14 protein-coding genes, 1 tRNA gene and 1 pseudogene are annotated in these 22,335 nt (G+C 64.0%); 7 read left to right on the top strand and 9 right to left on the bottom strand.

All coding sequences use genetic code 11. The annotated features are described in order from the left end of the window. Window positions 1-441 precede the first annotated feature (441 nt). Window positions 442-3,072, top strand: a complete 2,631-nt coding sequence (locus ACVIJ6_RS14050) for an autotransporter outer membrane beta-barrel domain-containing protein (RefSeq protein WP_456773153.1) — start codon at window positions 442-444, stop codon at window positions 3,070-3,072. A 150-nt stretch (window positions 3,073-3,222) separates the two neighbouring features. Here the strand turns inward: ACVIJ6_RS14050 and hisC are convergent, their stop codons facing one another. The 9 genes from hisC to ACVIJ6_RS14005 all read right to left on the bottom strand — a co-directional run bounded on the left by hisC (window position 3,223) and on the right by ACVIJ6_RS14005 (window position 17,222). Next, a complete protein-coding gene (gene hisC, locus ACVIJ6_RS14045) occupies window positions 3,223-4,290 on the bottom strand; it encodes a histidinol-phosphate transaminase (protein ID WP_456773152.1) in 1,068 nt (355 codons plus the stop codon). A 775-nt stretch (window positions 4,291-5,065) separates the two neighbouring features. Beyond that, window positions 5,066-6,202, bottom strand: a complete 1,137-nt coding sequence (locus tag ACVIJ6_RS14040; RefSeq protein ID WP_456773151.1) for a helix-turn-helix domain-containing protein — start codon at window positions 6,200-6,202, stop codon at window positions 5,066-5,068. Continuing rightward, window positions 6,199-7,965 carry a hypothetical protein gene (locus ACVIJ6_RS14035; protein WP_456773150.1) on the bottom strand — a complete coding sequence of 589 codons (1,767 nt, stop codon included), beginning with the start codon at window positions 7,963-7,965 and terminating at the stop codon, window positions 6,199-6,201. The genes ACVIJ6_RS14040 and ACVIJ6_RS14035 overlap by 4 nt, the downstream gene beginning before the upstream one ends. Window positions 7,966-7,973: 8 nt before the next feature. After that, a complete protein-coding gene (flgK, locus tag ACVIJ6_RS14030; RefSeq protein ID WP_456773149.1) occupies window positions 7,974-9,770 on the bottom strand; it encodes a flagellar hook-associated protein FlgK in 1,797 nt (598 codons plus the stop codon). A 33-nt stretch (window positions 9,771-9,803) separates the two neighbouring features. Continuing rightward, entirely contained in the window at window positions 9,804-11,204 is a 1,401-nt protein-coding gene (locus ACVIJ6_RS14025) for a flagellar hook protein FlgE (protein ID WP_456773148.1), read from the bottom strand. 215 nt (window positions 11,205-11,419) lie between these two features. Next, entirely contained in the window at window positions 11,420-13,120 is a 1,701-nt protein-coding gene (locus tag ACVIJ6_RS14020; RefSeq protein ID WP_456773147.1) for a flagellin N-terminal helical domain-containing protein, read from the bottom strand. Window positions 13,121-13,850: 730 nt separating this feature from the next. Next, on the bottom strand, window positions 13,851-14,558 hold the full coding sequence (locus ACVIJ6_RS14015; protein WP_456773146.1) for a flagellar hook assembly protein FlgD: 708 nt from the start codon (window positions 14,556-14,558) through the stop codon (window positions 13,851-13,853). A gap of 776 nt (window positions 14,559-15,334) precedes the next feature. Further along, window positions 15,335-15,411, bottom strand: a tRNA-Arg gene (locus ACVIJ6_RS14010). 335 nt (window positions 15,412-15,746) lie between these two features. Continuing rightward, window positions 15,747-17,222, bottom strand: coding sequence for a sensor histidine kinase (locus tag ACVIJ6_RS14005; RefSeq protein WP_012047090.1), 1,476 nt, complete (start codon window positions 17,220-17,222; stop codon window positions 15,747-15,749). 455 nt (window positions 17,223-17,677) lie between these two features. Here ACVIJ6_RS14005 and rpmH point away from each other — a divergent pair, with 455 nt between their 5' ends. From rpmH to argB, 6 genes and pseudogenes are all read left to right on the top strand, one after another. Beyond that, window positions 17,678-17,812: a 50S ribosomal protein L34 gene (gene rpmH / locus ACVIJ6_RS14000; protein WP_006609582.1), complete on the top strand. Its 135-nt coding sequence runs from the start codon at window positions 17,678-17,680 to the stop codon at window positions 17,810-17,812. Between the two features lie 31 nt (window positions 17,813-17,843). Then, entirely contained in the window at window positions 17,844-18,254 is a 411-nt protein-coding gene (gene rnpA / locus ACVIJ6_RS13995) for a ribonuclease P protein component (RefSeq protein ID WP_172242948.1), read from the top strand. Between the two features lie 22 nt (window positions 18,255-18,276). Beyond that, a pseudogene (gene yidC, locus ACVIJ6_RS13990) lies at window positions 18,277-20,143 on the top strand (membrane protein insertase YidC). Window positions 20,144-20,266: 123 nt separating this feature from the next. Further along, window positions 20,267-20,929, top strand: a complete 663-nt coding sequence (gene yihA / locus ACVIJ6_RS13985) for a ribosome biogenesis GTP-binding protein YihA/YsxC (protein WP_456773145.1) — start codon at window positions 20,267-20,269, stop codon at window positions 20,927-20,929. Beyond that, window positions 20,926-21,297 (top strand): DUF423 domain-containing protein, encoded by a 372-nt coding sequence (locus tag ACVIJ6_RS13980; protein WP_172242939.1) that lies wholly within the window; start codon window positions 20,926-20,928, stop codon window positions 21,295-21,297. The genes yihA and ACVIJ6_RS13980 overlap by 4 nt, the downstream gene beginning before the upstream one ends. A 72-nt stretch (window positions 21,298-21,369) precedes the next feature. Then, complete coding sequence (argB, locus tag ACVIJ6_RS13975; protein WP_012047096.1) at window positions 21,370-22,266, top strand: acetylglutamate kinase; 897 nt, start codon at window positions 21,370-21,372, stop codon at window positions 22,264-22,266. Window positions 22,267-22,335: the final 69 nt, after the last annotated feature.

Genomic DNA, 22,335 nt, shown 5'->3' with positions numbered 1-22,335 from the left:
GCGCAGAGATCGGTTCATGCCGGGATGGGGCGGACACGCCCCGTTCACATCCCTGATTCCGACTGGACGACCGCCTGACACGTCTTTCGAGAGCCGTCCGTCTCGTGACCGCAAGTCAGGCAGCACCGAAGTCAGGCAGCACTCAAGTCAGGCAGCACTTGAAACGACGAGCTGAACGCAGTGTGACGGCGGCAACTGGCGATGGTTTGCCCCCTCATCTCCGGCATTCAGCGGCCCCGAATGGCTCGTTCACTTTCCGTGAGTCAGCGTCAACTGACAGAACTCCCTCAATACGAGTGAATCGTGAGATCACTACCCTTGTGACGAGTTGGCAACACCTCGAACTTGTCGAGATGTTACTCATCATTTCCACAAACCCCCGCCACGTTTCAAATGATACGATCTTCACGTTTGTGTGCGTAGATGCGATGGGGCGGCGGAATGATCTTGCGAGTAGGACAGGGCCTTTGTGAATCAACCGACGTCCGACGGCAGGTTCGTCGTTTCTCCAGCCAAACCAGCGTTTCGGCACTGGCCCTCGGGCTTGCCGCGCTGGCACTCGGGACCGGCTCGGCCAAAGCCGACTGTACGCCGGCAGCGGCCAACAATGTGACCGCGACCTGCGCCGGCACGACCACCAATCAGGGCGCAGGCGCCCCCGGAACCAGTGGCAGCACGTTCGGCTATGGCACCGGTGCCGAGACGGGCGTCACGGTCAATGTCGCGACCGCAGCGACCGTGAGCGGAACCAATGCCGGGATCAGAATTCAAGGCGGAAGCGTCCTGAATGCCGGATCGATCAGCGGCTTCGAGGGTGTGCAGGGCGCCTCTCTCGCGATTATCAATTCGGCAGGCGCTACCATCACGGGGACCAATAACGGGATCGAGGCGTTTTCCACGTTCGCCATTGCCAACTCCGGCACCATCTCCGGCTCGGCAGGCTTCGTCAGCCCGTTCGGCTCGGGGACCCTCGTGAACCTCGCTGGGGGCGTCATCAGCGGGACCAATGGGGGAGTGAGCGGCGGCAACGGGGTTCTTGCTGTCGTCAATTCGGGAACGATCAGCAGTAGTTCAGGAGGCGGCGTATTCCTCGGAAGCAACTCGTTGATCTTCAATGATGGCACGATCAGCGGTGCCGCCTATGGCATTTCCGCCGCGGGCTCCTCGATCATCAATGCCGGCACGATCAACGGCGGAATCAGCTTCTTCGGACCGGGCAACACCCTGACGCTCACACCGGGGTCCGTCATCAATGGCCTCGTGGGCGGAAGCACCAACAATGCGTTGCAGCTCGGCGGCAGCGGCACCGCGAGCTTCGATCTTTCGCAACTCGGCAGCACCGCGCAATTTCGCGACTTCTCCACCTTCAACAAGGTCGGCGACTCAGTCTGGACCCTGACCGGCACCACCACATACACCGGCGCCGTGACTGTCGATGGCGGCACGCTGCGTGTCGACGGCAATCTCGCCTCCGCAGGCAGCATGACCGTGAATGCGGGCGGCATGCTCAGCGGCACCGGCACGCTCGGCCGCACCAGCGTTGCGAACGGTGGCACTCTGGCGCCCGGGAGCGGCGCGGCAGGCACATCGCTCAATATTTCCGGCAATCTCGCCTTCCAATCGGGGGCGATCTACCTGGTGCAGGTCTCGCCGACGAGCACCTCCACGACCAACGTCAACGGCGTCGCGACGCTCGGCGGCGCAACCGTGAACGTTGCATTCGCGCCCGGCAGCTACATCGCAAAATCCTACACGATCCTGAGCGCGACCGGCGGCATCTCCGGCACATTCGCTCCAACTGTCAGTGCAAATTCGACCACGCTCACGCGCTCGCTCAGCTATGATGCCAACAACGTCTATCTAACTGTCGCATTGGGCTACAGCGGCATCCCGGGGCTGAATGGCAACCAGCGCGCCGTCGGCGACGCCTTGACCAGCGCCTTCAACGCGGGCGGCGGCATGTCCGCGGTTTACGCATCGCTGACGCCAGCCGGCCTCGCGCAGGCTGCCGGCCAGATCGGCAGCTCGGCGCAACAGACGACGTTCAGCGCCATGAGCCAGTTCATGGGCCTCGTCACCGATCCGACGCAACGCGGAAGCACGTTTGGTGGCCCGAGCACCGCGACCGGTTATGCCGAGGAGGACGGGCGCGCCGCCTATGCCGCGCGCAGCCGCAACGACGCCTTTGCCATGGTGACCAAAGCGCCGGCTGCGCCCTTCGCGTCGCGTTGGAGCATATGGGCGGCCGGCTTTGGCGGCTCGCAGACCACCGATGGCAATGCCGCCGGCGGCTCGGCCAATAGCGCGAGCAGCCTGTATGGCACCGCGGTGGGCGCCGACTATCTGCTCTCGCCGAACACGCTCGCCGGCTTCGCGTTGGCGGGGGGCGGCACCAATTTCAATGTCACCGGCCAGGGCTGGGGTCGCTCCGACCTGTTCCAGGCAGGGGCTTACATCCGTCACGTGCAGGGCCCCAGCTATATCGCGGCTGCGCTTGCCTATGGCTGGCAGGCCGTGAGCACCGACCGCGTCGTCACCATCGCAGGCTCCGACCATCTCGCTGCAACGTTCAACGCCAATGCCTATTCCGCCCGCATCGAGGGCGGCACACGCTTCGTCATGCCGTGGATCAGCGGCATGGGCCTCACGCCGTATGCGGCAGCCCAGATCACAGCCTTCGATTTGCCTGCCTATGCCGAGCGCGTCGTCTCCGGCGGAGGCGCATTCGCGCTCGCCTATGCCGCGAGAACGGCAACCGACACCCGCACCGAGCTCGGCCTGCGCAGCGACAAATCCTTTGCCATGCAGGATGGCGTGCTGACCTTGCGGGGCCGTCTCGCCTGGGCGCATGACTTCAATCCGAACCGGTCGGCGGCGGCAACCTTCCAGGCGTTGCCTGCGGCCAGCTTCATCGTCAACGGCGCACCACAAGCGGCCGATTCCGCATTGACGACCGCTTCGGCGGAAGTGAATTGGGCCAACGGCTGGTCGGCTGGCGCAAGCTTCGAGGGCGAGTTCTCAAACGTCACGCGCTCCTACGCAGGCAAGGGGCTGGTCCGCTACGCCTGGTGAGCCGAGACTTGCCAGTTCGCGCGAGAACCGAGGTCCACCGGATTTTCTCACCGATGGACCACACGCTCGCCGAACGACGACGGCAAATTCCAGTGATTGGCCGAGACGACCGCATGACGACGGCATCTATGTGAGCTGACTGCAGTGCAGTCAGCTGTTCCGCGCCAGAACCTCGCGCAACGCCTCCGTCAAGCGCGCCAGTTCTGCTTCCGAACCGATTGTGATCCGGAGGTAGTCGGCAATGCGGGACGCAGTGAAATGCCGGACGAGCACCGCGCGTTCGCGCAAGGCCGCGGCCAAGGACTGGCCGGAACGATCCGGATGACGGGCGAAAACGAAATTCGCGCTTGATGGCAGGACGTCGAAGCCGAGGCGAACCAGCGCGGCCGTGAGGTCGTCGCGATTCCGCATGATGGCCGCACGCGCCTGCTGAAAATGCGCATCGTCCTCGATCGAGGCGATCGCGCCGGCCTGGGCGGGCCGCCCGAGCGGATATGAGTTGAAGCTGTCCTTGACCCGCGTCAGGCCTTGAATGAGCTCGGCATCGCCAATGGCGTAGCCGACGCGCAGTCCGGCGAGCGCACGCGACTTCGACATGGTGTGAACGACCAGCAGGTTCGGGTAGTCGCGGATCAGCGGGATGGCGCTGTCGGCACCGAAATCGACATAGGCTTCATCAATCACGACAGCCGCCTCGGGTCGCGATGACACCAGCCGCGCGATCTCCGTGCGCGACAGCGCGATGCCCGTCGGCGCATTCGGGTTGGCCAGAATCACCGGCCCGGTGCGGCCGAGATAGTCGTCGATCCGCACCCGCATCTCGGCGTCGAGTGGAACCGTCGTGTGGTCGATGCCGAGCAGCCGGCAATAAACGGGATAGAAGCTGTAGGTCACATCCGGGAACAGCAATGGGTCCGACTGCTTCAGCAGCGCCGCGAAAGCGTGGGCAAGCACCTCGTCCGAGCCGTTGCCGACGAAGACCTGCTCCGGGGCCACGTTGTGATACGCCGCCAGCACCTCGCGCAGCCGCGTCGCCTGCGGATCTGGATAGAGCCGAAGCGTATCGGCCGCGGCGGCTCGGATGGCCTCGATGGCCTTTGGCGACGGACCGAACGGGCTCTCATTGGTGTTGAGCTTGATGAGGCCCGGAATTTGCGGCTGCTCGCCCGGCACATAAGGCGACAGCCCCCGGGCGAGTTCTGACCAGAAACGGCTCAAGACTTTCCTCCTGCGGACCCGCGACGCCCGAGACAGCTCGACCGGAAAGAAGCGGATCGCGACACAGCGGTTGGCGGGCGACGGCCAATGGCGCGTCCGGAAGGCCTCGAACGCGTGGCTCTGAGGCCAGCATTAAACATAATCTCGCCGTACGCTAGTCAATCGCGTGGCGCGGCGCAATGACCTGCCCTCTTCGGCAGCACATCGCCGCGGAATAAGAACGGCCGGTCGGCTCCGGATCGTCGCCGTCGCGGGACAAAAAATACCGCACCCCGCACACAGCTGGCACGACTCCAAGCCGTTTCGATGCCTTGGAGTCTGCACACCGGCTCCCGCACAGCGAGAGCAGAGAATCGGCAGCATGCCAAGGGTGACGCCGGGGTTTCCGTCGACGGATCAGCGGCAGACCACGCGATCGATCCGTCGTGCCGCTCACTCGGCTGCGATCACTCGCCCACTCACCTTCGGGATCAGAACATTGTCGGCGTCAGAACATCGAGCGCCTGCGAGACTGTTCAGGAGGCGTGGGATACGCCCTCCCGAACAGCCTGCCACCATTGCTGCATCGGCTAAACCGACGCGGCTGGCGAACGCAAATCGTACATCTGCACGCGGCGAGGCTTGCAGCAGTACAAACAACCAAGATGCAACGCGGTCAAGGCCGCCGATCTCGAGAGACGCTGCAACCCGACATCGTCCTGCCGCAGACACGTTGCACGCGTCTTTATCGAGACACAGACATTACCGGAATATTACGGCACGCCGCGTAGCGCGATCACAGGTTCTGAAGCCAAGAGGCCAGAAGCGCGCCCTTGGGCCGGATGGCGACCTGCGGAAATGCTCGCTTCACCTGGCTGGGATTGATGCCGTACCGGCGACGAAAGGCACGGCTGAAGATCTTCTCGGATTGATAGCCGCAGGCGTAAGCAACCGTCGAGACGCGCTGTGCGGCTCCGCCGTCGGCGCAGGCCAAGATCCGCATGGCATGGGCCATGCGCCGATCTCGGATATAATTCGCGACGCCACCATCCGCCTCAAACAGCTTGTACAACGGGGTTCGAGAGAGACCGAACGTCGTACAGAGCAGCTCTACGCCAAGATCCGGCCGATGAAGGTTCTGCGCGACGAATTGACGAAGCTGAATCTCAGCCGGCGCAAGATCGTCGCCGCGATCTTCATCGTCTGCAGTCAGGACCGCGTTGCAGATCGCAAGCGCCGCCGAGGTCAGATGATTTCTCTGCTCGGCGTCGGCGCGCGTCAGGCATGCCCGCATATTCAACAAATGGTCGGCCAGCAGCTTCAGCAGCGGATTGCCTCGCGACGGCAGAACCCTTGCAGCCGGCGCATTTGGACGGCCGGCATATTGCGCGATATGGCGCCTGGGAATGCAGATCTGGATGGCAGACATGCCTTCCGTGGCGAGACGAAAGCTGCGCGCAAGGTCGAGAACAACAAAATCGCCGGGCGCCGCAACAAGCTCGCCATCGACATGCGCCATCCGGGTGGCACCGGCTGTCTGTAACGCAATGAAGATGTGGTCGACACCCTGCGTTACGATCTGGGACTGTGTGCGCTCCGCGCGATGCGCGCAGGCTCTATGGTCGAAGAAGAGCATCCGCTCCAGGTGGTAGCAGCGCAGGAAAATATCGCAGACCGATTGCGCCGCAACGGCCTGATCGGTGACGAACAAGCTTGCCGTGAGCTCCTGCCACGTCCGGAGCCGGATCTGATCATCGTCCGCTTCTGAGGATCTCAGATCTATCAATTTGAGCGGCATATTTGCAGCGCCCGATTCGTCGGTCGCAGTCATATTCCGCCGGCGCATTACCGCGGCATTACCGGACTTGCCGGGCCAGCGCCGTTCGAGTTGCGAAGGTGCCGCCTCCTGGGCGGGAGATGAAGCGCTGATCATCGGAGATAGTTGACCAGGGACAATTTGGAGATCATCGCGGTGACTTGGTAGCTCGCCTGCAATATGTTCTGCAGGCTCACCAGCTCAGCCACGACCGCTTCGGCCGGAGCGCTCTCGAGACGGTCGAGTTGAGTGCGGTGGATTGCGCGGACCGCCTTGTTTTCAGACTGGGCCTCTGAGAGCGCCGCCTGGGCGAGCCCAAAATCATTGGTGATCCCGTCGACGGCCTCTCGCGTCGGCAGCAGCGCCAGTGCACGGGATGCGAGCGACTTCGAGCGCTCAGTTGAAGCCGCGGTTGTCGTTCCAGATCCACTCGCGGCAACGGATGCAAACCCGGCCAGCGCCGAACGAAGGGCGTCCTCGTTGGCGCGCGCGCCGACGGCCAACGCGCTGGTCGACGACGTCTGCACCACCACAGCCTCGCGGGGAGCCGCGGTCGATGCTTCGCCGCGATACCAGGTGACCGTCGAGGTGGATGCAACCTGCGCGTAAGCCGGCGTGGCTGCGCTGAAATCGATCCGCCGCGCCGCAAGTCCCGGCGTGCTCTGTCCGGCGAAGAAGTCTTGTGTGGCGCGGACGGCCGAGCTCGCCGCCAACACCGTATCGGACGCGCGAGCCAAGGCGCGGCGCAAGGACTCGGAGATGTTTTGCGCGGTCTCCGTGAGCGTCGCGCCGATGGCGAAGTCCGACGTCGAGTCCGCATCAACCCTGGACTGGGCCTGCAAGGTCAACGTGGTTGTGGTTCCATCGCGCAACGCCAGCTTGATCGAGAGCTGGTCACCCACGGCAGGCTGGCGGGCCACATCGATGGTCAGCGCTCCGGCTGCACCGCTGGCGGCAAACGTCGCCTGAAGTCCCGGGGGCGTTGCGCTTTGGACGCTGGCGATCTTGCCGTTGCCGAGCAGCGCCAGCAGGGAGGATGCCGCATTGGCCGGCGAGCTGATATCAGCCAGATCGGCGCCGCTCAGGTCATACGTCTTCTGTCCGCCGGACGGCTGATTGACCACCACGCGAAAACGATCGCTCGGGAGCGGAGCCTGGGCGAATTGCGGCACGGCGCCCTCGATGGTACCGGCCGAATAGCTGACAGTCGCGAAGCTGCTCGACACGACGGCGACACCAGCAAGCGTGAAGCCGAAGTTCGCTCGGGCTCCGGGGTCGGCATCCTCTCTGAGCTGGACGCTGGTCGGACCTGGCCTTGACACTGCCAGCCGGCCGGTGCCGTCACCTCTGTCGGCCCGCGTCTGCTCCGCCACCAGGGCCTTGAGTCCGGCCAATGGCTTTGCGGGGTCGCTGCTGTCGCCGTCAAGCAGCACGGCGGCGCTCGCGACGGGCGGCATCCTGTCCTCCCGTCCGCCGAACACGTAGCGGCCGCCGATCTGCTGATTGAGCGCGGCGATCGTGCTCTCGAGGCCATCCCGTGCGAGGGCCTCGCTGGCGCCTGCTCCGGGATTGTTGCTCACCATCGCGGTGCGCAGCGTGCCAACCGATTTCGAGATCTGTGCGACGCTGGTCGAGATCAACTGGACCCGCGGTTGGGTGCTCGTGATTCCGACATCATAGCCATCGAGCGCACTCAGCATCGCCCGGGCACTGAGACTGTCCGATCGGCTGGGACCCAGCTCGGCGAAGGTCTCGCCGACACGGCCGCTGCTCAATTGGGACGACAATTGATCGATCTGCTGCTTCAGCGCCATCAGATCGGCTGCGCTGCGGCCGATCGGGTAGCTGCTCGCGGGGATGCTGGGGTAGATCGAGGTCATGGCCAGCCTCACGCCCTGAGCAGAAGGTCGATCATCTCGCGGGCTGCGGTCAGCACGCGAGCGTTGGCCGCATAGGCTGTCTGCAGCGCAATCAGCCGCGACATCTCCTCGTCGATGTTCACGCTCCCGCCTTTCGAGAACCAGGCATCGGCGTTGGCCTTTGCGACGTTTTGCTGGTCGGAGACGGTGGCTGCGGCCGCGGCTTCGGAGCCCGCGGCTGCCACCAGGTCCTGCGCGAACGAGATCACCGTCGTCATGGCGGGGGACCGGCTGCTGCCGTTCGGCGAAGCGAAGCTCTGCCTCTCGGAGGTCAGCGCCTCGTACAAGGCTTGCGGACGCGAGAGCGACGACGGTGACGAGCCCACGGCCACAAGGGCCGACGTATCGGCCTTCAGTGCCGTGTTCACCGCAAGCCGGGCGGCCAATCCTGCACGCTGGGGACCATCATCCAGCGACCCGTTCACCAGCGCGTTCGCCGCACCATCGACGAAAACAGCAAGTTTTGGATAACCGCCGGAGAGGTCGCCCGCAGTTTTCGGCTGGGTGACGGCCGCGGTCACGCTCTGAATGCCGGTTCCGCCGATCGTGACGCTATTGGAGCCACCGCTTGTCACCGTGAGGCCCGGCGCAGCGGCGGTGATCGCGGTGGATAGCGCGGCGGCATAGGCCTGCGACGTCGCCGGAGCCGGTGGGATTGCGAACGTCTGGACGCGGCCGGGCGGCTGCGCAACGTCCAGCGATTTCGAAGCGAGATTGGATGCGACGAGAACGATGGTCCGTTGCGCGTCGCCCGAGCCGACCGCAATCGTGATCGTATTGCCGGGTTGCATCTTCGCGACGTCGTCGAGGCGGAGGTCGAAGCTGGCGCCACGGCGGCTGGCGGTCACCGAATTGTTGGTGAAGGCCTGGGCGAGCCCGAATGCGAGATCGTCGAGCCGCCGCTGGGCGCGCGGCAGAATGGCATCGCGAATCTCGATGTTGGCCGCGATCGAGCCCGATGACAGCGCCGAGGTATCGAGCTCGAGCCCAGCTCCGCCCGGCAAAGTGGCCACGACCGCGCCGCCACCGGCCGCTGGCGCCCGATCGACGAAGGACAACCTGGTCGCAGCACCGCGCTCGACCAAGGTCAGTCCCGACGGCGTCATCAGAGTGACACCGCCGTCGCGCTGACGAATCGACTTCACTTCCATATAGCGGGCGAGCTCGGTGATCTGCTGATCACGGCGATCAAGAATGCCCACGCGAGTCGCGTCGTCGGTCACCGTGGCCGCCTTGACGTTCAGATCCGCAATCGATGTCAGCAAGCCGTCTGCGGCTGACACTTCGGCCGCAAGCCGCTTGTTGGCGCCGTCGCGCATGGCCTGGAGCGCATCCGCCGTTCCGCGGATCTTGTCGGCAAGAACGGATGCCGCGTCCACGACCGTGCTGCGGCTGCTTGCTGACGCGCCATTCGACGCCAACGCCAACAACGACTTGGCGAGACTGTTGAGCCGAGCATCGAGCGCGCTGGACTCAGCGGGCTTGCCGTTGAGCTTGTCGATCTGCGCCAGGATGTCCGCCTTGGCGGACGCATAGGCCGCATGCGAGCTTTCGAGCCGCATCTGCTTCAGCGCCATCTCATCGAAGGTGCGGTCGATCCTGGCGACCGCGACACCGGAATTGCCGGGCCCTGCGGACTCCGTCGACACCACGCGCCGCGTGTATCCGGCCACGCCGGAATTGGCGACGTTCTGCGACACCGTTCCGATGGCGACCTGGAGCGTCTGCAGCCCCGCCGTTGCTGTATTGAAAGCGTTCGTCAACATCAGGCGTCTCCGGCCCAGCGGCAGCGCGCACGATCAGCGGATCGCGTTGAGCAAGTCGGACATCATCTGCTGGGAGGTCGTCATGACCTTGACGTTGGCCGAATAGGCCTGCTGCGTCGCGATCAGCTTGGAAAATTCGCCCGCGACATCGCTGTTGGAGGCCTCGACATTGCCGCCGACGATGGTTGCGCCATTGAGGCCGGCGATCGGCGGACCGGAGTCGCGCGTCTGCTCATAGCTGCCGCCGGACGCCGGCTTGAGCGCGTTCGGATTGGCAAAATTCGCAACCCCGGCCACAGCCACGGCAGCGGTCATATCATTGGTGAAGGTGCCGACGATCGTTCCCTCGGATGTGACCGAGAGGCTCTTGAGACTTCCCGCCGGGTAGCCGTCCTGAGCCAGCGTGTTGGTCGTCACAGTGCCGGAGGACGTCGCCAGTTGCGTCAGCCCTCCCGAGCCGATGCTGAGCGTGACGTCGCCCGAATTGACGCCGTCGACGGTCAATTGCGGGATCTTCAACGCCACACTTCCATCACTCGCAACAGAAGCGGCGGCGGGCGGCACGAATTTTCCGGCGCCATCGAAGGCGAAGGCGTGCCCCACATTGGTCCAGTCGCTGGCCTTCGACCCGGTCGAGCTCGACGCATAGAACAAGTTCCAGGTCGCATTCTTCGGAGGCGTGGCCCCGGCGTTGGCGTCCTGCACCTTCGCCCAACGTGTCGAGACCGACACGGGCGTGCCTCCGGCGCCATATATCGTCAGCGAGGGGCCCGGAAGCGACTTGTCGAGAAAGGATTGCGCCTGCGCCGCGGGCACCTTCTTGCTGGTATCAGGTGTCGTCAGCGTCGGATCGGTCACGATCGCAGTGGCGACCGCGTAGGGCGTGGAATCACCGGCCGCCCCCGCCGTCGTCACCGGCGCCTTCGGCAGATTGGCACCATAGTCGATCCTGGTGGTCTGCCGGCCCGGCATGTTGGAGTTGATGATCCTGATCGGGCCGGACGAGATCGCACTCCCGGTCGCGGGATCGAGATTGGTCCCGAACAGATACAAGTCGGCCCCATTCATCAGATAGCCGTCCTTGTCGATCGTGAAGTCACCGCGGCGCGTGTAAAGCGGAACTCCAGAGAATTTGCTGTCGCCCGTCTTCTGTTGGACGGAGAAGAACGCGGGACCATTGATCGCCATATTGGTCGAGGTGCCGGTCGCGCGAAGCGCCCCTTGGACCGAGTTGGTGAACCTCGCTTCCGCAACGACACTTCCTGCCACCGCCTGCTTCCTGGTCTGCGAACTGATGAGATCAGAGAAGCTGGTGTCGACGTATTTGTAGCCCGCCGTCTGCGTATTGGCGATGTTGCCGGAGATGTTGGCCATCGCGTAAGACTGCGCCTTCATGCCACTGAATGCCGTCAACAGAGCGGTCGAGATGCTCATTTTTCTGTCTCGTATCGAAGATTGGAGATGAGGGATGGCTGTGGGGCGCCCGGCCTGCCGGCCGCCCGTTGTTGTTGTTCCCGTGTGCTCCGCGGCTTCACCGCGCGCGCAGCAACGAGACGCAGGACATCATCGACACGTTCCCAGATAGGCGTGAGGTGCATCGTCATCACGCGCTCACCAGAGCACGCGATGACGATGCGAAAACCTACGCGCTAGCGGAGAAGCTGGAGGATGCCCTGCTGCGCCTGGTTGGCGAGCGACAGAGCCGAAATGCCGAGCGAGTTGCGCAAGCTCAGCGCGTTCTGGTTGGCGGTTTCCTCGTTCAGATCGGCGATCGTGAGGTTGTTTGCGCCCACATCGAGAATATTGATCATATTCTTGGTGAACGCCTGCCGGTTCTGAATCACCGTCAGATTCGAGCCGAACGTCGAGGCCTGGCTGCGCAGCGTCGATGACGCATTCATCAACTGACTGAGCGCGGTCTTGACCTCGTCGTTCGTCGCGAAGTTGCCGCTCGACTGCGTGATGCCCAGACCGGTCGCGTCGAACTTGACGCCCTTGATGTCGAGATAGCTCGTGTCCTTCTCGTTGAAGGTCATGTGCAGCGTGTTCTCTTTCGGATCGCTGCCGGTGCGGTAGAGCAGGTTGGCGCCTTGGAACCGCGCATCTTGCGCCGCCATGGTGATCTGGTTCAGCAGTTCGTTGAACTGTTGCGCCAGAGCCGCGCGCTGGTTGGTTCCATTCGCGGCGGTCGCGCCGGCGCCAGCCGCAGTTCTCGCCTTCGTTGCGTCTCCGGCGGTGCCGAAGCCGATGTCCTTGGTGCTCGCAGCGGCCGAGGTCACCGTCAGCTTCTGATCGCCGCCCGAGGCGGTCGTGCGAAGCGAGACCGTGCCCGCAGCATTGTCATAGGTCGCGATCACCTTGCCGGAGATGCCGGTATCGGCATTGAGCTGGCGGTTGATCGCGGCCGCGACATCCTGAGCCTTCAACGTGGCCACGCCGAGGGCTGCGTCGGCCGTCTTGTTCAGATTGATGGTCTTGGTGAGACCATTGCCGAGCTGGACCGTGATGGAGGCGTCGCCTGCGGTCAGGTCGAAATTGCTGGCCGTTCCGAGCGCGCCGATCGCTGCGCCCGTGACGCTCGCCTTGGCCGAGCCATCCGTCGCGTCGATGCCGGACGCGGCGACAGCGGTCAGTGCGCCGGTTCCAAAGCCCACATCAACCGTGTTGGTGGCGCCACCGCCCGAGATCGTGAGCTTCGCATCCGAGCCCGTGAGGGTCGAGGTGAACGTCAGGCGCCCGTCGTTCGTCATCGACGCAGTTGCAAATGCGCCCGCTTGGTTCAGCTGCTGATTGATCTGGGTGAGGATTTCGGTCGACGTGACCTTCGAGATGTCTCGGACACTCTGCGCCAGGCGAGAGCGATCCAGCGAGACCGTGGTGGCATTGCCGAAATTGTCAGTGACGGTGAAGACCGAGGCCGCCGATGCCGCGCTGTAATCGTGAGTCCCGTCAGCCGCAGCGCCGGTGCCTGGGCCAAGCAGCGATTTGCCGCTGGATGCGGCAACGACCGCGCCCGTCGCAGCGGAGCCGGACGCCGTGTTCTGAACCGCAAGCGCCTGTTGCGCGGTGCTCTTGGCGGAGTCGACGAGCCCCTGAATGCGCGTGATGCCCTGGTTCGCAGCCTGGATGGTCTGGATGCCGTTCGAGATTCCGTCCATCAAGGACATCAGGTCTGCGGAGCGGGCCGTCATGCTCTGCGCCGCGAAATAGTTCACCGGGTTGTCCAGTGCGGAGTTGACCTTCTTCTGGGTCGACAGGCGCGACTGGGTCGTCGCGAGCAGGGACGCTGTGTCCTGCAACGACAGCAAATTCTGGCGCGTGGCAGCAGACAGTGTGATTTCGGAGGGCATGGCTGAGATCTTTCTCTTCTCTTTTCGCCGCTTCATGCGACGAGCGTGAGCCTCGCCCCCGACGATTTACGACATCGAAATTCCTGGAGCCCTCCACGCGCCGTTTTGACTCTCTCCGTCCTCATCGAGGTACTTTTTGTACTTGTCGCTCGAAAATCGATGTAGTCGTTAGTTCACGCTCATCGGCATGCGGCGCACGAACGCGCGGCACCGCGCACGGTCCGGCGCGGCTGTCCTGACTGCGAATGTCCTGGGATTGTTAGCTGATGAGGCTGGGCCTAGAGGGCGACCGCGCCGCGCGAACTGCAATCAACGATTGCGCGACCATCGCACCAGTCGCGACAAGATAGTTGATTCGCCGACACGGCGCGCTGACAGGCTTGACTGAAAGCGCTTTTATCAATTTGACTGGCGACTGACCTGAAAAGCCAGAGGACTCGTCGCGGCATTTGCTCGTCGTGAGACGTACGTGATCGCACCGCTGGCTCAGTTTCTGCGGAGCACGATAATTCGGGGCCTTGCGATTGACGCCACAGCATCCGCCGTCAGGCCGATCTTGTACGCCACACCTGCTTCCCGGCCACCAACAAGACGGCGTATCCAGTCTTGTCCTACCGGCACGCGCGCCTCAGGAAGGCCGAAACTCCGGAAACGCACCGAGTACCGGCGCCTATATTGATAGCCGCTTGATAGTCGCAGCGGGGGTCGGCGCAATATCAGAAATCGACATCTAGGCCCCTGCGCTCGCGTGCAGGACACGTCTGACGCTGTCGAGCGGATAGTTCCGACCGCCGATCGACAGCATGATCGGACTTTTTGTGAGATCGACAGATTCGACGACGCCCTGCGCCTCTGCCGCCACGGCGACAGACTTTCCGCTGGCATCCTTCGCATCGACGACCAATTTGTACCGGCCAGGAGGGCAAATCGCACCATTGCTAGCCTGGCCGTCCCAAGCAAAGCTTGTATCGCCGGAGTTCAATGCACGGGTCGCGGAATAAACCAACTGGCCGGTCACGTTCCTCACCGAAACCGTGGCCGTGGCACTCTTGGGGGATCTCAGATTCCACACGGCGGAGCCGCCCTTCGCGAGGCTGGCCTCGCTGCCATCGACCACTGCCGTCCTGCCGACGAGCATCAACGCCTGTGTCGATTGCGTCGATTTTTGAGCCTCGACGAGCCGTTCGAGAAGCGTGTTGCCCTTGAGCTGCTGCTCGACCTGCGCGAACTGGACGAGCTGTTGGGTGAACTGATTGACGTTGAGCGGATCGAGAGGGTTTTGGTGATTGAGCTGCGTGGTGAGCAGCGTCAAGAACGACTGAAAATTGTCAGCTATTCCCGTTCGCGCGCTGGTCGGCGGCTTGACCGGCTCCTCTGTGCGGGTCTTTGAGGCTGTGGTGACTGCCTTCTGAGGTGATGAGGTCGGTTCAATGCCCATCTCGTTCTCACGGCCTCAAAGTACTCGCGATCCGTAATCATAGGATTGCGCGCGGGATCGATTCGATGTTGTTAGTTCACACCTCCTAGCTTGCGGCAACATTACGGCGAGAGCCGATCGGAAAAATTGCAACCAGACCCGATTACTCACCATTGATGGAGAAAACCCCCCCGTCCATTCTTGCAAACGACGGACACATAGGACGACGAAGCGCGTAGCCGTTGCGCGCCTGCCGATGCGACACAGGCAGGCATCTCTACAAACAAGCGCTCGCGCGCCGAAGTGAGAATGAAATCAGCTTCATCAGCCGCAACGCCATCGTTGCTGACGACCATCTGTACGCGGGGACACCGCCGCCCTGATCGAGATGCCTCGCCGAACCTGCAGGAGTGTTGGTGACCCGGCCCGCCCGGCAGCGACCGCCATCTGTTCTGCGCGATGCCGCTGGCGCGGTCGCCGTAACGCGCATCCGTCGTGATCGGAGGCGACCGGCCGCCCCGCCTCGTCATCTGGTCCTCTGGGTATCGTCGCTAAGCGGTCCGAACGCCGGCGTGGGGATGTTGCCGGCGGGGATGGCCGCCGATCTTGGCTCCTGCGTGAGCGCAGCGTTGAAATATCCATTCGCGAGCTGGCGCTGACAATGCGGTCAAGCGTTGGCGCGATGGTCGACGAGGATGCTGTCGAAGAGGGAAAGAGATCGACGATGCGCGCAGGACACCGCGGCTTCGGCCTCGACAGGCGAGGCCCGGCCCTTCTGTGTCTCAAAATGAAGCAAATGGCGCGCCCGGAACGATTCGAACGTCCGACCCTCAGATTCGTAGTCTGATGCTCTATCCAGCTGAGCTACGGGCGCGTTTTCGCGTCTGGCAGGTTCCGATCCGTGACGGTCAGTCCATCACGGCCGGATCCCGCAAGGCCGAAGCGGCAGAAAGCCGGCAGGCCTCGCGAAGGGCCTCTGACTAACGGCTCAGAGGCCGCTTGGCAAGGCTGACGGGGACATTTTGCGACCATTTTTCTGCGGCCGCCGGTCGGCGGAGTTCACGGCCCCGGAGCCCTGGAACGAATACACACGCCATGATGCCCCGAGAGACGGGTGGCTGCGCGCCATCCCTGCAAAGGGGCCGGAAACCGGCGGCCGGGCCGACCGACGGCCTCGTTGCCACGCCCCGGCTCAATGATGGGCCTGGTTCAGGCGCTGGCGCGCTCGGTCCAGAACGTCTGCAGCTCCACCGGCCGATCGGGAATCGTGATCCGGAACGTGGCCCCCAGCGTGCCTTCCACCAGCTGGATGTCGCCGTCATGGGCGCGCACCAGCTCGGCGGCGATCGCAAGGCCGAGCCCCGAGCCGCCCGGCCGGCCGGCGCCGCGGAAGGCCTCGAACAGATGCTCGCGGACCTTGGCAGGAACACCCGGGCCGGTGTCGGAGACCTCCAGGATGGTCACGGAGCCTTCCCGGCGACCGGTGATGCGGATCTGGCGGACGCCGACGTCACCGGAGAGGCTGTCCAACGCCTGCGCTGCGTTGCGCACCAGGTTGAGCAGCACGCGGAACAATTGATCCGGATCGGCATCGATCTTGAGCCCGCGCTCGATCGCGGCGACCCAGGTGATCGAGGCGTCTGGCGACAACCCGGCGGTCTCGCGCACCTCGGCCACCACAGGCTCGACGGCGACCAGGCGCCGATCGGGCGCCGGCTCCTGCACCTTGCCGTAGGACAGCGTCGATTGGCAGAACGCGATCGCCCGCTCCAGCGAGCGCATCAGCTTTGGCGCGAAACGCTGCACCCGCGGGTCGGGCACGCTGGCAAGCTGATCCGACAGCAATTGCGAGGAGGCGAGCAAGTTGCGCAGATCGTGATTGATCTTCGAGACTGCGAGACCGAGCGCGGCGAGCCGGCTCTTCTGATGCAGCATGGACACGAGATCGCGCTGCATGTCGGCGAGCTCGCGCTCGGCAACACCGATTTCGTCGGAGCGTGAACTCGGCACGATGATGCGCGCGACGCTCTCCGGATTCTCGTGGAAGCCGACAAGGCTGGCCGTCAGGCGACGCATCGGCCGGACAAACAGGAAATGCAGGGCGAGATAGACCAATGCCGCGGTGAGAACAGCGAGCAACAATGACACGCCGAGCAGATTGCGGGAAAAGCGATACATCGCCCGGCGCAGCGGCTTCTCGTCGGTGACGACCTCGATGAATTGCGCGCGCCCGGGCGCAGGCCCGATCACACGCATGGTGTGATCGCCGGTCTCGGTCATCATCTTCAGCGAGTTGACGATCGACGACCACACGGTCATGTCGCGCATGTCGAAATCATGATCGATCGACGCCGGCAGGTCGGCACTGGCAAGCAGGCGGCGCTGCTGGCCCATCTTGATGGCGACGCCGCGGGCATTGATCGAGGTCAGGATCTGGCGCGCCAAGGAATCTGGAACCATGCCGGAAGGGGCGGCATCGAGCACCAGCGCGGCGGTATTCGCGGCAGCCAACCGATCGTTCAGGCGGTTGGTCCAGAAATTGGCGATGGCGGGCACATAGATCAGCACCTCCGCGATCATCACCAGCGGAATGGTTAACAGGAGCAACTTGCCGGACAAGCCGAGCCGGCGCGACCGTTTCGGCCGCAGACGCTCCAGGATCGGCTGGTTGTCGCTCTCTGACACGTGTCGTCCCTGTAAGAGGCACCCCCACCCTTACGTGACTGCAAGATGGGACTGCGCCGGAGTCCGGTCAAATTACGGATCGCTCATGTTCCGGTCCGATCCATTCACAATGGAACCCGAAGCCATGCGATGTCCGATGAAGAAACCCCTTCGGGCGGGGGCTATTTTCGCGCATTTCCTGCGCTGTCGATATATCACCGAGCGGCGGCCTGCGCTTGCCCGGCACATTCTCGGGCAAATTCTAAAGACCTCGGAAACGCCTTGCCGCGATTGACGAAGGCAGGACGCTCCCTTATAAGCCGCGCCAACCGTCCGCGATGACCCGGCTCGCCCGGGGCGGCTCGATCTGAGGGCCGTCAGCGGTCCGCTTGGGCCAGGAAGCATCACCGGACATCCTCGACATTTCAAGCAGGCAAATTGTCAACTGGCAAATTGCCCGTCAGCGGAGAACGACCGTGAAGCGGACTTATCAACCGAGCAAACTGGTGCGCAAGCGCCGTCACGGCTTCCGCGCTCGCCTCGCCACCACCGGCGGTCGCAAGGTTCTTGCCGCCCGTCGTGCGCGTGGCCGCAAGCGTCTGAGCGCCTGAAGCCAGGGCCTCCGTCCCGGAGATTTCCATTATGGATCGGCTGCGGCAGCGGGCGGACTTTCTCGCCGTTGCCGATGGCGCGCGGGCGAACAGCCCTGCGTTTGTGGTTCAGCGCCGTGAGCGCGCAGACCAGGGCCCGGTCCGAATCGGCTTTACTGTCACCAAGAAGAATGGCACCGCCACGGAGCGTAATCGCATCCGTCGGCGGCTGCGCGAGCTTGTGAAACGGCTCGATCCCCTGTCGATGAGGCCGCACAGCGACTATGTGCTGATCGGGCGCCGCGATGCGCTGTCGCGCGACTTCCAAACCATGCTCGACGACCTCCAGACGACCCTCCGCCGCCTCGACCGGCCGCAGGCCAAGCCGCAGCCGCGCAAACCGTCGGATGCGAACCGGCGCCATGCTCCCGCACCGGACGCGCATTCCCGCACACCGGATTGAACGACGAGACGATAAGCAAACGATGACCGACAATCGCAACACAATCCTCGCCGTCATTCTGTCCGGCCTCGTGCTGATCCTCTGGCAGGTCTTCTACAACGGACCGCAGATGGAGAAGCAGCGGGCGCAGGCCCAGATGCAGGCCGAACTCGCCAAGAAGCAGGCGCCCGCGGCGCAGCCCGATGCCGCACCCTCTGCCACTCTGCAGCCCAATGCCGCTGCCTCAGGCAGCCCGAGCGCACCGGGCGGCGCGGCGACCACGGCCACCGGCGTGGTGCCGCGTGAGGCGGCCATCGCCGCCACGCCCCGCATCAAGATCGACACCCCCGCGGCTGAGCGGCAGCATCTCGCTGAAGGGCGCGCGCATCGACGATCTGGCGTTCGTGCAATATCGCGAGACGGTCGATCCGAAATCGCCGGCGATCGTGCTGTTCTCGCCGTCCAACACCGCCGAGCCCTATTATGCCGAATTCGGCTGGGTCAACGCCGCTGGCGCCAAGGTCCAGGTCCCCGACCAGAACACCATCTGGCAGCAGGACGGCGCCAACGCGTTGACGCCGTCGACGCCGGTGAAGCTGACCACCACCAATGGCGACGGGCTGACCTTCCAGCGCACCATTTCCGTCGACGATCACTACCTCTTCACCATCAAGGACGACGTCACCAATGCCGGCAACGCGCCAGTGACGCTGTACCCCTACGGCCTGATCTCCCGCCACGGTACGCCGCACGTGTCCGGCTATTACATCCTGCATGAGGGCCTGATCGGCTATCTCGGCGAGAAGGGCCTGCAGGAATACACCTACAAGAAGATGGACGACGACAAGGCCGCCAAGTTCGACGTGACCAATGGCTGGCTCGGCATCACCGACAAATATTGGGCGACGGCGCTGCTGCCGATGACGGATGCCCGCCTGACGGCGAACTACTCGTCGAAGCTGGTCGACAACCAGCATCGTTACCAGACCGACTATGTCGAGACCCCGCAGACCGTGCCGGCCGGCGGCGCGGCCAGCGTTTCCACCCGGCTGTTCGCCGGAGCCAAGGAAGCCGGCGTCGTCGGCATCAACTTCCCGATCGGCGGGCTCGGCGGCTACAATCAGCAGCTTGGGCTGAACCATTTCGATCTTCTGATCGACTGGGGCTGGTTCTACTTCCTGACCAAGCCGATGTTCCTGGCGCTCGACTTCTTCTTCCGCTTCTTCGGCAATTTCGGCATCTCGATCCTGCTGGTGACGGTGCTGGTGAAGCTGCTGTTCTTCCCGCTCGCCAACAAGTCCTACGCCTCGATGGCCAAGATGAAGGCGATCCAGCCGCAGCTGCAGGCGCTCAAGGAGCGCTATCCGGACGACCGGATGAAGCAGCAGCAGGAGATGATGGAGATCTACAAGAAGGAGAAGATCAACCCGGTCGCCGGCTGTCTCCCCGTCGTGCTGCAGATCCCGGTATTCTTCTCGCTCTACAAGGTGCTGTTCGTCACTATCGAGATGCGGCACGCGCCGTTCTATGGCTGGATCAAGGACCTCTCGGCGCCCGATCCCACCAATCTGTTCACGCTGTTCGGCCTGATCCCGTTCGATCCGACCCAGCTGCCCTTGTTCGGCCACTACCTCGCGCTCGGCATCTGGCCGATCATCATGGGCATCACGATGTGGGTGCAGATGAAGCTGAACCCGGCGCCGCCGGACCCGACCCAGGCGATGATCTTCAACTGGATGCCGATCATCTTCACCTTCATGCTCGCGGGCTTCCCGGCCGGCCTGGTGATCTACTGGGCCTGGAACAACACGCTGTCGGTGCTGCAGCAGGGCTTCATCATGCGCCGCAACGGCGTCAAGGTGGAGCTGTTCGACAACATCCGCGGCACGTTCAAAAAGAAAGCGGCGTGACGACGAGTAAGGCGGCTTGAGCCACGGCCGTCATTGCGAGGAGCGCAGCGACGAAGCAATCCAGACTTTTCTTGTGACCCTGGATTGGTTCGCTTCGCTCGCAATGACGAGGCAAAAGCATTGATGGCCACCAGCAGCGACACCGACGAGCGCCTGATCGAGAAAGGCCGCAAGCTGTTCGCGCAGGCCTGGCGGTTCACCCATGCCTCGCCCTCGATCGCGAGCCTGCCGGCGATGTCCGGCCAGATCGAGATCGCCTTTGCCGGCCGCTCCAATGTCGGCAAGTCCAGCCTGATCAATGCGTTGACCGGCCAGAACGCGCTGGCACGGACGTCGCACACGCCGGGCCGCACGCAGGAGCTGATCTTCTTCGAGGGACCTGACTATGCGCCGCTGCGCCTGGTCGACATGCCCGGCTATGGCTACGCCGCCGCGGCCAAAACCAAGGTCGCGTCCTGGACCGAGCTGATCCACCAATTCCTGCTCGGCCGCGCCTCGCTTGCCCGCGTCTATGTGCTGATCGACGCCCGCCACGGCCTCAAGGAGGTCGATCAGGAGATCTTCAAGACGCTCGACCGGTCCGCGGTCAGCTATCAGCTGGTCCTGACCAAGGCCGACCAGGTCAAGCCGCCGGAGCTCGCGGCCCGCATCGCCGAGACCGAGGCCGCGCTGGCCAAGCATCCGGCGGCATTCCCGCAGGTGCTGGCGACGTCGTCGCGCTCCGGAACGGGCATGCCGGAGCTGCGCGCCGCAATGGCGCGCCTGCTGGAGGAGCGCGGCGCATGACGCGGCTCTGGCGTCTCCTGATCGCACTGGCCGGGCTGATGGGTGCCACCGGCGTGGCGCTCGCGGCGAAGGCCGCGCATGATGCCGACGCATCCCGCCTCGCCACCGCCTCCATGATGCTGCTGTTCCACGCCTGCGCTCTGCTCGGCACCGTCGCGCTGGCCGAGCGCGGCGTCATTCATCGGCGCATCGGGCTGATCGCGGCCCTCGGTTTCGCGCTCGGGCCGGCGCTTTTCGCCGGCGACCTGTTGATGCGGCAGTTTGCCGGCGACCGGCTGTTTCCGTTTGCGGCGCCGATCGGCGGCAGCCTGCAAATTGCGAGCTGGATTGCGCTCGCGATCTGCGCGTTGTGGCCCCGGCGCGCCTGATCCGGCGCTTTGCGCAGCAGGCGGCAATCGGATAGAACGCGCGGCGACGCCCCGCTAGCCGAGATCCCCGACATGACCGACGCGACCACCATCAGCCCGCTCGATCAGGCCCGCATCCTGTCCGAGGCGCTCCCGCACATGCAGGAGTATGACGACGAGACCATCGTCATCAAATATGGCGGCCACGCCATGGGTGACGAGGACACCGCCAAGGCCTTCGCGCGCGACATCGTGCTGCTCGAGCAGACCGCGATCAACCCCGTGGTGGTGCATGGCGGCGGGCCGCAGATCGCGACCATGCTCAAGCGCCTCGGCATCGTCTCCGAATTTGCCGCCGGTCTGCGCATCACCGACGCTGCGACGATCGAGATCGTCGAAATGGTGCTGGCCGGCTCGATCAACAAGCAGCTGGTCGGCTACATCAACGAAGCCGGCGGCAAGGCCGTCGGCCTCTGCGGCAAGGACGGCAACATGGTGCGCGCGGTCAAGGCCACACGCACCATGGTCGATCCGGACAGCCACATCGAGAAGGTGGTGGATCTCGGCTTCGTCGGCGAGCCCGACAAGGTCGACCTGACGCTGCTGAACCAGCTGATCGGCTACGAGCTGATCCCGATCCTTGCTCCGCTCGCGACCTCCAAGGAAGGCCAGACCTTCAATGTCAACGCCGACACCTTTGCCGGAGCGGTGGCCGGCGCGCTGAAGGCCAAGCGCCTGCTGCTGCTCACCGATGTGCCCGGCGTGCTCGACAAGTCGAAGAAGCTGATTCCGGAGCTGTCGGTAAAGGATGCGCGCAAGCTGATCGCCGACGGCACCATTTCCGGCGGCATGATCCCGAAGGTCGAGACCTGCATCTACGCGCTCGAGCAGGGGGTACAGGGCGTCGTGATTCTCGACGGCAAGGTGCAGCATGCGGTGCTGCTCGAGCTGTTCACCAACCAGGGCACGGGCACGCTGATCCACAAGTGATGGGCAAGGCCGCCGCAACGTTGGAGATCGTCATGCCCGGGCTCGACCCGGGCATTCATGACTTTCCCT

It is taken from the genome of Bradyrhizobium sp. USDA 4369 (genome assembly GCF_054056435.1).
The sequence above is the reverse complement of the archived record's forward strand: the minus strand, read 5'-3'. Positions and strand labels throughout refer to the sequence as shown.

Bases quoted from the DNA above. Each gene is read 5' to 3' on its own strand.
- ACVIJ6_RS14050 (WP_456773153.1), top strand. From the start codon at position 442: ATGATCTTGCGAGTAGGACAGGGCCTTTGTGAATCAACCGACGTCCGA.
- ACVIJ6_RS14040 (WP_456773151.1), bottom strand. From the start codon at position 6,202: ATGATCAGCGCTTCATCTCCCGCCCAGGAGGCGGCACCTTCGCAACTC.
- ACVIJ6_RS14035 (WP_456773150.1), bottom strand. From the start codon at position 7,965: ATGACCTCGATCTACCCCAGCATCCCCGCGAGCAGCTACCCGATCGGC.
- flgK (WP_456773149.1), bottom strand. From the start codon at position 9,770: ATGTTGACGAACGCTTTCAATACAGCAACGGCGGGGCTGCAGACGCTC.
- ACVIJ6_RS14025 (WP_456773148.1), bottom strand. From the start codon at position 11,204: ATGAGCATCTCGACCGCTCTGTTGACGGCATTCAGTGGCATGAAGGCG.
- ACVIJ6_RS14020 (WP_456773147.1), bottom strand. From the start codon at position 13,120: ATGCCCTCCGAAATCACACTGTCTGCTGCCACGCGCCAGAATTTGCTG.
- ACVIJ6_RS14015 (WP_456773146.1), bottom strand. From the start codon at position 14,558: ATGGGCATTGAACCGACCTCATCACCTCAGAAGGCAGTCACCACAGCC.
- rnpA (WP_172242948.1), top strand. From the start codon at position 17,844: ATGGATCGGCTGCGGCAGCGGGCGGACTTTCTCGCCGTTGCCGATGGC.
- yihA (WP_456773145.1), top strand. From the start codon at position 20,267: ATGGCCACCAGCAGCGACACCGACGAGCGCCTGATCGAGAAAGGCCGC.
- ACVIJ6_RS13980 (WP_172242939.1), top strand. From the start codon at position 20,926: ATGACGCGGCTCTGGCGTCTCCTGATCGCACTGGCCGGGCTGATGGGT.
- argB (WP_012047096.1), top strand. From the start codon at position 21,370: ATGACCGACGCGACCACCATCAGCCCGCTCGATCAGGCCCGCATCCTG.